Annotated in this window: 13 protein-coding genes and 1 riboswitch; of the genes, 2 read left to right on the top strand and 11 right to left on the bottom strand. The window is 57.5% G+C overall.

Going from position 1 to position 11,535, the window contains the following annotated elements; genetic code table 11:
• Positions 1-69: 69 nt before the first annotated feature.
• The 11 genes from Q0Z69_RS02415 to Q0Z69_RS02465 all read right to left on the bottom strand — a co-directional run bounded on the left by Q0Z69_RS02415 (position 70) and on the right by Q0Z69_RS02465 (position 9,471).
• Positions 70-393, bottom strand: a complete 324-nt coding sequence (locus Q0Z69_RS02415) for a hypothetical protein (RefSeq protein ID WP_298029541.1) — start codon at positions 391-393, stop codon at positions 70-72.
• Between the two features lie 43 nt (positions 394-436).
• The gene (locus tag Q0Z69_RS02420) at positions 437-955 is read right to left on the bottom strand and encodes a DUF1097 domain-containing protein (protein ID WP_298029543.1); all 519 of its coding nucleotides are present in this window, start codon (positions 953-955) and stop codon (positions 437-439) included.
• 169 nt (positions 956-1,124) lie between these two features.
• Positions 1,125-2,009 (bottom strand): 3-hydroxy-5-phosphonooxypentane-2,4-dione thiolase, encoded by an 885-nt coding sequence (gene lsrF, locus Q0Z69_RS02425; protein WP_298029545.1) that lies wholly within the window; start codon positions 2,007-2,009, stop codon positions 1,125-1,127.
• A 3-nt stretch (positions 2,010-2,012) separates the two neighbouring features.
• Positions 2,013-3,005: a dihydroxyacetone kinase subunit DhaK gene (locus tag Q0Z69_RS02430; protein ID WP_298029548.1), complete on the bottom strand. Its 993-nt coding sequence runs from the start codon at positions 3,003-3,005 to the stop codon at positions 2,013-2,015.
• A gap of 70 nt (positions 3,006-3,075) precedes the next feature.
• Complete coding sequence (locus tag Q0Z69_RS02435) at positions 3,076-3,684, bottom strand: DAK2 domain-containing protein (RefSeq protein WP_298029550.1); 609 nt, start codon at positions 3,682-3,684, stop codon at positions 3,076-3,078.
• Positions 3,685-3,870: 186 nt separating this feature from the next.
• Positions 3,871-4,806, bottom strand: a complete 936-nt coding sequence (locus tag Q0Z69_RS02440; RefSeq protein ID WP_298029553.1) for a sugar-binding transcriptional regulator — start codon at positions 4,804-4,806, stop codon at positions 3,871-3,873.
• Positions 4,807-4,913: 107 nt separating this feature from the next.
• Complete coding sequence (locus Q0Z69_RS02445; protein ID WP_298029555.1) at positions 4,914-6,116, bottom strand: molybdenum cofactor guanylyltransferase; 1,203 nt, start codon at positions 6,114-6,116, stop codon at positions 4,914-4,916.
• Positions 6,113-6,562 carry a hypothetical protein gene (locus Q0Z69_RS02450; RefSeq protein ID WP_298029557.1) on the bottom strand — a complete coding sequence of 150 codons (450 nt, stop codon included), beginning with the start codon at positions 6,560-6,562 and terminating at the stop codon, positions 6,113-6,115. Before Q0Z69_RS02450 ends, Q0Z69_RS02445 begins: the two co-directional genes overlap by 4 nt.
• Entirely contained in the window at positions 6,559-7,140 is a 582-nt protein-coding gene (locus Q0Z69_RS02455; RefSeq protein WP_298029559.1) for a hypothetical protein, read from the bottom strand. Before Q0Z69_RS02455 ends, Q0Z69_RS02450 begins: the two co-directional genes overlap by 4 nt.
• A 123-nt stretch (positions 7,141-7,263) precedes the next feature.
• Positions 7,264-7,378, bottom strand: a riboswitch (molybdenum cofactor riboswitch).
• A 6-nt stretch (positions 7,379-7,384) separates the two neighbouring features.
• Complete coding sequence (locus Q0Z69_RS02460) at positions 7,385-8,389, bottom strand: ornithine cyclodeaminase family protein (RefSeq protein ID WP_298029561.1); 1,005 nt, start codon at positions 8,387-8,389, stop codon at positions 7,385-7,387.
• Between the two features lie 11 nt (positions 8,390-8,400).
• Positions 8,401-9,471, bottom strand: a complete 1,071-nt coding sequence (locus tag Q0Z69_RS02465; protein WP_298029563.1) for an NAD/NADP octopine/nopaline dehydrogenase family protein — start codon at positions 9,469-9,471, stop codon at positions 8,401-8,403.
• Between the two features lie 174 nt (positions 9,472-9,645).
• Between Q0Z69_RS02465 and Q0Z69_RS02470 the strand changes: the two genes are divergently transcribed.
• Positions 9,646-10,920, top strand: a complete 1,275-nt coding sequence (locus Q0Z69_RS02470) for an NAD(P)/FAD-dependent oxidoreductase (protein WP_298029565.1) — start codon at positions 9,646-9,648, stop codon at positions 10,918-10,920.
• A gap of 19 nt (positions 10,921-10,939) precedes the next feature.
• Positions 10,940-11,455 (top strand): 4Fe-4S dicluster domain-containing protein, encoded by a 516-nt coding sequence (locus tag Q0Z69_RS02475; protein WP_298029567.1) that lies wholly within the window; start codon positions 10,940-10,942, stop codon positions 11,453-11,455.
• Positions 11,456-11,535 lie beyond the last annotated feature (80 nt).

Raw genomic sequence — 11,535 nt, forward strand, 5'->3', positions numbered from 1 at the left:
TCGGTCCTGAGATGAAACATAACAAGGGAGTCCGTTTTTTTGAAAACTCAAAAAACGGACTCCCTTCTATCATGCTTCCTGATACAGCTCCAGGATCGCACCGTCCTTCCAGACGAAAGCCAGCCGGTCTCCCTTATCATTGGCGGCCATAGGGCCGCAGATCACGCTGTCAGCGTCGGCGATGTACTTCTCCAGATCATCCACCTTGTAGGCCACATGGGGGTTTCGGTGGATCTCCTCGGGGAAAGGCGTGCCCTCCTCAAATTTCAGATACTCGATCTTGTAGTCATAGTCGTCCACATTGCTGACCCAGAATTTGGCCCCCTCGTTGTAGACCATGCCGGGCTTGCGGTTGGTGATGGGAATACCGATATGCATATATGCAGCGGACATTGTGGATCATCCTCCTCTTTATTTGCAGGCTGTGCCTGCTGTATTACTTATTGACGTATTTTCCCTCATACCAGCCTCGGAAGATGATCGTCAGCCAGCCAAAGGCCAGGCCGATCAGACAGTAGATCCCCTCACTGATAAAAGTATTGGTAAAGGTAGCGCCAGGGATATAACTCATAATGCCGAAGAACACGCCTGCGCCCACGAAGACAGCGGGGACCATGTTGATCATCTCGGGGGCAATATCCAGATACAGAACGATGGGCACCAGGATCAGCAGTACTAAGGGCATGGCCCAAAAGCCCAAACTGCCCAACTGGCCGCCGCAGAAGATGATGGCGATAGAGGCAATCATACCCAGGACATAGCCAATGAGGGCCCGCAGGCCATTCTTTGGCGTGCAGCCAGCCAGGAAGTACATAGCCCAAGCTTGAAAAGAAATCCAGCCACCTCCGGCAGCCAAGGGGACGATAAATGTACAAATACCCTGGTCGATGGCCTGGAGAACAGCGGCCTGGAGGCCAATAAACAGAGCGATAGGAAAATATTTTTTTGCATTCATAAGAGACTCCTTCTTTCTTTTAAATAGAGCCTCCGCATTGCAATTTTTATAAACGCGGTGTATAATCAAACTGCTGTGCGAAGGCCGCGTCTCCATCCTTGCCCGATGGAGCGCGTATAAGCGTTTGCCGCAGTTCCCGGGAGGGGCCTTCTTCGGAAGGCCCCTCCTTCTATGTCTGGTTTTGAGCTTCCTGATAGAACTGATAAGCCTCTTTGTCGGTAAACCCCTCGTGGACGATCTTGGCCACCGCCCGGCACATGGCAGCGGGGTTCTCGCTCTGGAAGATGTTGCGGCCCATATCCACGCCCCTGGCACCGTCGGAAATGGCCCGGTAAGCCATGGTCAACGCCTCAGCCTCCGGCAGCTTTTTACCGCCGGCGATGACGATGGGCACGGGGCAGGCGGCAGCCACCTTTTCAAAGTCATCACAGTAATAGGTCTTTACGAAGGATGCTCCCAGCTCCGCCAGAATGCGGGTCGCCAGCAGGAAATACTGGGTCGTGCGGGCCATCTCCTTGCCCACAGCGGTGACGCCCAGAACGGGGATGCCATAGCGTTCCCCGGCATCCACCGCCCGGCAGAGTGTCTCCAGCGATTGGGCCTCGCCCACGCCGCCGATAAAGCACTGCATGGCTACGGCGGAAGCGTTCATGCGGATAGCGGCTTCCATGTCGGCGCCGATCCCATTACCAGTACTCATATCATCAATGAGAACGCTGGCGTCGTGGGTTGCCCGGAGACAGACAGCATTGTGGACCGTGGGCGGGATGCAGGAGCGGATGGCGCCCCGGGTCCCCATCAACACATCGGCATACTGGCACAGGGGCGCAATGGTCACGTCCATACGCTCCAAGCCCGCAGTGGAGCCCATGATATAGCCGTGGTCAAAGGCCAGCATGACCGTGTTGCCGCTTTTAGGATTGAACAGGCGGGAGAGGCGGTTTTTCGCGCCCCAATCCCCATGTCCCAGACCTTTTGCGAAGAATCCCTGCTCCGGAGCAGCCACATCAAAGTGATAATCCTTCGCGGCCTTATTTCCGATCGCGTCTGCCATGGCTCACTCCTTGCTGTACGCAGGAGTGTGGCAGGGGGTGTTCCACAGGCGGAGGAATTCGTCATCCCACTTGGCAATGTTCATCTGGAAGCCGCCCGCCTCCTGTACGGTGAGAATCTCGCCCACCATACTGGCGGCGACCTCGACGTCCTTGGCCTTCAGGAATTCCACCGTATCTTTGAACAGCACCAGCATTTCCATCATGGTGGTGGCGCCGCAGCCGTTGATCATAACAAAGGTTTTGTCGCCCGCTTTCAGCTCCAGCTTACCGCTCAAAGCTTCGGCCACAGTAGCCACAGTGTCCTTCGCGGACATCATGGGGACCCGGATGCCGCCGCCTTCTCCATGCTGGCCAGCGCCGATCTCCATCAAATCCGTCTCGCCCAGATCGCCAAAGGACATGCCGTTTTGTGGATGGGTCGCGTCAGTGGACTTGACGGTGACGGAGGCCATGCTGTCAGCGTAACGCTGCGCGATCTCGGCGACCTCGTCCAGGGACTTCCCCTCCCGGGCAGCGGCTGCGGCAATATGATACAGGGCCACCGCGCCGGCCAATCCCCGCTTGTTGTCCTCGCCGTTGGGATCGTACTGGATCTCTTCGCCTGTGATGACCTGACGGACATTGAGACCGGCCTTTTTCGCCAGCTTCATAGCCTGCTTTCCAGCAAGCTGATCACCGGCGTAATTCAGCGTCAGCAGCAGCACGCCATGGCCCTTGTCGGCCAGCTTCATGGCGTCAAAGACCAGCTGTCCGTTGGGAGCGGCAAAAATGTCGCCCACAGCCTGAACGTCCAGCATCCCCTTTCCCACAAAACCGGCCTGGGCAGGCTCATGGCCGGAGCCGCCGTAGGTAACGACAGTCACGCGGTTTGCATCCTTCAGGTCCTTGCTGATGACCAGATGGCCGTCCACATCCAGAATATCGGGATAGGCCAATCCCAAACCCACCAGCTCTTCATCCGTGATCGTCTCCGGAGCGTTGATAAACTTTTTCATTTGAGGTCCCTCCAATTCAAATTTTTAGATATCTGTGCAAGCCCCGCTGCCAGGGCAGAGGACACGATGCTCATGCCTGGGCCAGCCCCTGGAAGAAGCGGGCCATGGATACGGCTCCGGCGTCCGGGATCCCGATGGTCTGTGTGCCATAGCTCTTGGCCCGGCCAAACCTGGATACGAAGTTTTTGGAATTCTCCGCGCCCTCAGCGGCGGCCCTGGCGGCGGCGGCAAACAATTCATTCTCATCGCCGCCCTTGTAAGCCGCAATGGCCTCGCTGGCCGGGATCAGTGCGTCCATCATGGTCTTGTCGCCCACTTTGGCGCCGGACATCTCGTTCAATTCCTCCAGCGCCTTGGCAAAAATTGCCTGGATGCCTGTCACATCCACTGCATCTCCCTCAGGTGCTGCCTCCTGCATCCCATCCAGCCAGGTGTTCCACAGGGGGACGGCGCTGCCTCCGTTCAAGGCCATAACCGCCATGGCCGCGTCATCCAGCATAGCCTGGATGCCCCCCTCCGCTCCGTCCACGGCAGCTGAAATGGCTCCGGCGATCTTAGCCATGGTCAAACCATGATCGGCGTCGCCGAATTTAGAGTCGATCTCTGTCAATTCGCTTTCCGCCGCGAGGACTGACGCGCAGGCGCATTTGAGACGTACCGCAAACTCACTCTTTGTCATATGATGAATTCTCCTCCCGTCATTCAAATTGTTACTTTTGTGCTGTAATAATATCACTCAATGTTACATAAGTCAATCGCTGTATTGATTTTCTCCGTATTTTATATATTATCTTATTTTAATTTGTAGGAAAAGTATAGAAAAATCCACTCGGGCGTGTATTTCACGTCCGAGTGGTTACATATGTTAATTCTTTGCAAATAGTGATTGGACAAGAGCCGAGCGCGCTACAATGTGCGTAAAGAGCCCGGAATGAAGCGCTCCCCGCAGAGATCTTGCGCTGGTATTGGCAGAGCAGATGCCGATGATATGCGGGCACCTCCGCAGCGTATCCAGGGGAACCTGAATGGCGAAGTCCTGTTCCGACTGGATCACCGTTCCCTCCTCGTTAAAATAGTAAACCAGCAGCCGGCCGCACGCATGCTGCCGCTGAAGCAGGCTGCCATACCGGACCAGCGAGGCAAAATCCGGGCTGGAGGGGTAGTTTCCGATGTTGACCAGCGCAGTGTCTACCTGTTCCCACTCCTGATAGATCTGACGGTAGACCTCCGTGGAGCACAAAAGCTGTTTTTCCTCCAAACTATCCGGCAGGGCCGGAAGATAGAGGAAATGGGGCGTCGCGCCTAACTGCTGGGCCATCAGCCGGACGTTTTCATTGGACTGGTAATTGCGGGCGGGAATACTGGCGTTTCCCACCAGCGGGCAAATATCGGTAACTGTGCTGTTCAATTGGGAGTTTTCCTCCAGCCACGTCACCAGCTGCCCGATCAGATAGCCCCAGCCCACACCCAGCCGGCGGGTACCCAGCTGCCGCAACAGCTCAACAATCCCCTGAGAGAGCGTCTGATTCGTTGCGTCCTCGCCCTCGCCGTCCTCTACCAAAACGCCGCCCTGGATCGAGCTGGACTGCCGCAGCCGCTCCAGCAGAGTCGCCGCTTTGGCCCCAGGCTCATGGACTGTGATCTCCACCACGCCAAGCTCACGCGCCTCGGACAACATCCGGCTGATCAGGGGACGGGAGACCCCCAGCTCTCTGGCAATATCGCTCTGTTTCCAGTCCTCCAGATAATACCGGCGGGCCACATGGGCCAGCCGTTTTTGCTTTTCCTGACTGATTTTCACATTAGCGCCTCTTTCGTTAAAGAGTTATTACATATGTTACTTATAATATAAATGGGATTCCCGCACAATGTCAAGCCTGGAAAATGATTTGTGCTCCACAAGTCAAATCATGCGGAGCCTTTCCTGCAATCAGGCTTCCGCGGACTTTCTGAAAAAAGGCCGTCATCATCGCACAGGCCCGGCCATGTCAGATCACAGCTTTCCGCCTGCTGGAATTCCTCCGGTGTATTACAGTTCAAAAGGAGTTCCTCCGGGCCGTAATACTCGTAAACCGACCATTCCACCAGGTCCCGCAGCGCGCGGACCGGTGCGCTGCGCTCCGCGATCAGCGGTGCGATGACCTCTCCCACAGATTTATCGTACACACCGATCAACGGCTCTTGTTTGCCGTGATGCCCCAAAACGGTGACGCCCATCTCGTGAGCACAGCACATTTTAGAGAGGACCCACGCCGGGAGCAGGGGCGTATCCACGGTCAAAACAATACACTGAGGATGCTCTGCCGTCTGCAGACACGCATGCAGCCCGCCCAGTGGGCCGCGCTCCTGCAGTATATCTGGTATGATCTTGGTTCCCGGCAAGGCGGGACAGTTGGCGCCGGAGAGCAGAATATCCGTGATGCCCAGGGCACGCAGCTTATCGGCCTGCCACTCCAGCAGTGTTTTTCCATGCAGGAGCAGATTGGCCTTTTCGCGTCCCATACGGCTGGATTTTCCCCCTGCGAGAATCATGCCGCTGAACTGCCGTTTTTGCTTTTCTGCCCGTTCCTTCTGCAAGTTGGCCCGCGCTATCCGGATCTCCAGCTCCGATACCTCCAACCGCTTTGCCAGCCGCACCGCGGCCGCCTGCTTGACCTGTGTGTCCTTGGGGGTATACTCCAGCAGTGCGGCGATCAGGAGCGCTCCGCACCAGCTGGGACAGCCGGGCATATAGCCTTCAAAATCGATTCCAAGCACTGTGCCCTGTTCCGCGTCCCACAGAAAATTCCGCAGATTCCCCTCCGCAGGCAACTGTCCCAGGGAGCGGCTGCACCCGGAGATCCATGCCGCCAGCGCGTCCCAGGGCTCTGGGCAAAATCCGGCGCGCTCCTGCCGCTCCAGCTCCTCCAGCAGCGTCGGCTGCGGGCAACGCGCCAGTGTCAGCATACCAGGCCGCGCTTCCAGCAGTTCCGGATGCGGCATCCGCAGGACACGGTAAACATCATATTCCCGCTGCCAATCCTCTATTTGCGTGAAGTGCTTTTCCACCGCACAGCGGCCGTTCCAGGTGACAGGATAGACCTGGTTCCGCCGGCTGAAAAAGAGAGTCATGATATTTCGATCCGTGCGACATGGGACACGTTGCGCTTGCTGTTGGCGTCGCCGAAAACAATCAGCCGTGCGCCCTCTTCCTCTTCCAGCAGGTAGACCTCCCGCTCCCCATGCAGCTCCGCGAACGTGAGCTCCGCGTAGTATTCATCGTCCGCGATCACAGAGACGGTCTCATAGGATGTCACGCCGGCAGAGGCGAGAAGTTCTTCCAGCGGGAATCCCATAGCGTCTATCTCGAACGTCTCGCCCTTTGCGTTGGAAATGCTCCCTTGCACGGGGTGCAGTTCCAGCTCCGTCAGGCTGACAGAGACCGTTTTTTCTTCATACATGATCTGTATCTGACCCTCTTCGGTGCTGGTCCTTGTAGCCAGGTGGACACATGCCACCACGCCCGTCAGCAGGATGACCCCCGCCGCCAGCAGTACGCGTATATGTTTCTTTTTCATACGGAAACACCATCCTTTATGGGTTTGATCTTAAAATCCTGCCTGATCTGCACACCGATCACAGGCGTCAGGCGCTGCGCGATCTTCGCGCCCAGCAGCCCGCAGAGGATCCCGGAGGAAAGCGCAATACAGGCATACAGAGCCAATACAATTCCGCTGAGGCGGAAGACGATGAGATTTGCCGTAGCGGCGGCGCTAATAGCGGCCAGCCCGTTGGCCAGTGCCATGCGGTCCGCCCGGGAGAGCGGTGTTTTGGCGGTCCCCTTCAGAACCAGGTCGATCACCAGCCCCGGGACGATATAGCCTACAGGTGCCAGTGCCCCCATGCTGCCCACCATGCCAAAGGATAACGCGATCACACTCTGCACAGCACCCATCAGCGTGCCGCAGAAGCCCCCCGGCACAAGAATAACGGCGATCACAAGGAACATCAGGGAAAAGCTGGTGGCGATGCCCCCCGGAACATGGAGCGCATCTGTGACAATATTCGTCAGGGGGGAGATCAGCCGTTTAGCAAACAGGCCCAGGTCACAGCACAGGGCCAGAAAGATTACAGTTCGCAAGCGATAATTTTTCAAATCACCATTTCCTTTCTCTAAAAAATGATAAGAGCCGGAGGGCTTTTCCCTTCCGGCTCTTGCTGATCCAAGAGGAAAATGGCTGTAAAGGACAGGTCCCTTCCAGAGCGGCAGCTCTCGGACGGTCCTATCATACAGTCCCCTTCTCAAACACGGAAGGCCGCTTCGTTTCCGAAACGACCCAGGCCAGGCCGCCATGGTCTCCTTTAGGCGGGATGGCTCGGAGATGATCTCGGTCAAATTGTTACGCTTCCCACTGGTTCAGCAGCAGGGAAACGCCGCGGTTTTGCTCTTTTGCCCGCAAATAGGCCAGGTAGGCGCAGTTCAGATCATGAGCGCCCATTCCCATGTGGGTGGAAACGATGATCTCGGACGGGTCCTCGCGGCCCGGGCACTTTCCTGCCAGCACCTCTGTCATGTCTCCAAACACGTCGTCGATGGACAGCGTCCCGTCCGGGTCCAGCTCAGGGTCCTCGATGATATCCATATCCGGTGGGCGGTAGCCCAGGAACCACTTTGCTTTTCTGGAAATTTCGGAGTCCATATCCCGGAAGCCCTCCATCCCGATGATGGTCATGCCGGGCTTCAGCTGGTCCGCCGTAAGCAGCGGCTTCATCGCACCAGAAGCCAGCAGCACCAGCAGGCTCCCCTCCAGCGCTTCCTGCGGAGTGGCGCAGCCCACGATCTCCGCCCGCTCCCTGTACGCATCCCGCACCTGCTGGATAGGGCCGCTGCTGCGGCTGAACACCCGCACCTGGCGGATCGTGGGGAACTGGGTCAGAAATCCCCTGATCCCCGCCCGGGCCTGCACGCCGCAGCCAAAAACGGATAAGACCTCCGGGTCCGGATTCGCCAGATGCTTCGCCTGCACCACACCGTGGCCGCCGGCTGTCCGCATGGCGGTAATGGCCGTAGCGCCGACGATGGCAAACGGAGACCCGGTGGTCGTGTCACTCAGGATCACCAGGTTGCCGTGGCTGAAGGGATAGCCGGGCTGAGGCGCGCCGAATGTGCTGATCCATTTCAGCCCGGCCACCTTCTTGTCCCGCAGCACGGCCGGCATGGAATGAAAATTATTGCTGCCGCCCTCATCTGTGACCATCAGGGACATCCTGCCCACCTCGATATCGCCGGTCCCAATGTGGTAAAAAGTGCTCTCCGCCGCGGCGATGGCATCCGCAGGGGTCAGCAGTTCCCGCACGTCCTGTTCACTGAGAAACAGGATCTCTTCCGTCAGTTTGTTCGTCATCCCGTGTCCTCTCAAGAAATACGGGCCACGATCTCGTCCATGGAGAGGGACTTGTCAAAGCCCAGGTTCTCCAGATTCCGGCCCTCCGCCGCATAGTCCGTGCCGTTGATGGAAGAGGCTAACTGGATGATGGCCCGCAGGGTCGGCATCGGCACGCCCAGCCGTTCCGCGCAGGACAGCGCCAGAGCGCCGCAGGCCCAGCAGTCCTCGGCAACGTAGCGGTGCGTCAGGCTGTCGGGACCGGTCAGCGTGCGGAAAACATCATATTCGGGATGGTTTTTCCAATCCCGCAGCTCTTCGAAAAACTCTGTGGCAGAGTCCCGCTCCTCCAGGCCGAATTTCGCCACCAGTGCCATCCGCTCCCGCCGGATGGCGTCCGTGCAGCGGATCGCGGCGTCGCTGAGGCCGTGCTGAAACAGGATGAAGTCCTCTCCCATGTCCTCGATCTTGGCGGCAGAGAGCAGCGTCGTGCCGATATGCAGCACATAGTTGTCAGACAGCAGCGCCCCCTCAAACACATTGCGGTTGGGGACGAAATCCAGTACGCCCTCTGCAAAGCTGATGAATGCGGACGTTTTGCTGCCGGGAAGGGCGGCCACCTTCTTCTTGCGGATCGGCAGGCCGATGGTCACTTCCGCCTTGCCGCTGATCCGGCAGGGGCAGAGGTTGCCCTCCAGCTCGGCGATCATGTTCGCCTCGGGATCGATGCCGTGCCGGTCGAACACCCGCCGGACGGAGAAGGAGCCCAGATTACCGGGGGACAGCAGGATGTGCTGGCCAGGCTTCAAACAGGGGGCGATGGTATTCGCCACCTCTTCCTGTCTTGTGGCGGGCACGCAGACCACGATCAGCTCCGCGCCGGCCAGGGCCTTCTCCGGGTCCGTGGTGACCCCGGCAGGCTGATAGAAACCGCAGCCGGCGCTGCCGCGCATCAGCAGGCCGCCCGCCTCCCGGACGTTTTCCAGAACGTCGGAAAACTTGTCGTTGTCGTACAGGGTTACGGAAAAGCCCTTTGCCGTGAAAAACGCCGTCGCGGCATAGCCGGTGGAGCCGCCGCCGATCACAGTGATATTTCGGATCATAATGAACCTCCTTTTCAATTTGGGGACCGTTTATCGATATCAATACCATACCACGGTTTTCACGGCTTGTGTTATCGCCTTTTTTGTTAGAGGCCTACCGACAACTACTGTTGGACATCCCGCATGATAAAGGATAGTATTTTATCGAGCAGAATCCATTGGGAGGTTAGAAGTGTGAAAAATGCTGCAATTATTGGTTTCGGCTGCGCCGGCTATCACGCGGCCAAAGCTCTTAGGGAAAAATGTCCCGCATGCGATATCCATGTGTATTCCAACACCCATGAGGCTCCGGCAAATCCCATGCTGACCACCTATTACGTCGCGGGAAAGCTTCCCCGCAGCGGTGTGTTCCCCCTCGGAACGAAGGAGGAGATCGTGTCCTCTCTGAACATCCGCCTCCATGAGGACACACCGGTGAAGCGGGTGCTCGCGGAGAAGCGGGCCGTGGTGCTGGAGGACGGTACGGAAACCGTTTATGACGAGATCATCCTGGCAAGCGGCTCCCATCCGTTCATGCCTCCGATCAAGGGATTGCCCAAGCGCAATGTGTACGTCATGCGGACGGTGGACGACGCAGATCTTCTTCTGAACGCCATCCACGGCGGGATCTCCTCCGCCCTGGTCATCGGCGCGTCCTGGGTCGGCATCAAGGTCGTGGAGGCCCTGGCCGCCCATCAGGTTCCCACCACGATGGCGGATATGGCGCCCCGCATCTTCCCTACCGCTATTCTTCCGGATGTGGCGGACGTGATCCATGCCCGTTTGGAGGCCAAGGGCATCTCCCTGCTGTTTGGCCGGGGCATCGATTCCATGGAGGAACAGGAGGACGGCATCGTGTGCCGCTTCAGCGACGGCACCAGCATCAAAACGCAGATCGTGGCACTGTGCCTCGGCCTGCGCCCCAGCATTTCCTATCTGGACCCGGCTGAGATCAAAATCAACCGCGGCGTAGTCGTGGACATGAAAATGCGGACCAGTGTCCCCCATATTTACGCGGTGGGAGACTGCTGCGAGGCCAAAGAGATCATTCACGACCAGTATGTAGTGGTGAACCTGTGGGCGAACGCCGTGCGCCAGGGAACTGTCGCCGGCAGCAACGCGGCAGGCGGAGACGAGTCCTTCCAGGGCAACTTTACCCACAATATCACCCACTTTCTTGGAATGGACTTCATCGGCATCGGCGACAACCGGGCGCAGGGCGACATTTTGGCCTATGAAAGCCCCAGCGGAGATGTAATGTTCCGTGCAATTATTGAAAACGGCAAAATCGCCTGCATCAATATTCTGGACAATTACAAAATCAGCGGCGTTCTGAAAAACTATATGATTAAGCGTGTACTTGGCAGTGATGAACCCTTCGACGATAAAAGCAGAGTCCGAATCATGGAAGATCCGTTGGGCCGCGCTCTGGTTGACTTGCTGGAAACATCTGCCGCATCTGATATTTGATCGAGAGGAGTAAACAATCATGTCTTATGTTTTTGAATTTGATCCCGCCCGCTGCTCCGCCTGTGGTGCGTGTGCGGTGGCTTGTATGGATCAGAATGACATCGATATCAAAAGTCTGGAAGAGCCCTTCCGTGTGACCTGCGCCATGGAGCGTCAAAGAAACGAATTCAATCAGATCACCTTTATGTCCGTGGCCTGCAACCACTGCGAGGATGCTCCCTGTATCAGTGCCTGCCCTTGCGGTTGCCTGTACAAGGACGAAGAGACCGGCTTCACCTTGTATGACACCACCAACTGCATTGGCTGCCACAGCTGCGCCATGGCCTGCCCCTTCGGTGCTCCTACCTATGGTGCCGACGGCAAAATGAAAAAGTGCGACGGCTGCGTCACCCGTGTCCGCCTGGGTTTACAGCCCGCCTGCGTCCATAACTGCCCCACAGGCGCTCTTCGTCTTGTCCCCGCTGAGGAGTGGAAAGACGAACGGACCACTTCTGCCATGAAGCGGATTATGGATAAGATGGTCGAAGAACGCTAATTGACGTTTACCGCTTTTCAATAGCTTTCCTTTCTCTTTGCCGCCCTTTCTCTGTTACTGGAGAAGGGCGGCATCTCTAC

The sequence above is a fragment of the uncultured Dysosmobacter sp. genome, assembly GCF_947631165.1.
Classification (GTDB): domain Bacteria; phylum Bacillota; class Clostridia; order Oscillospirales; family Oscillospiraceae; genus Oscillibacter.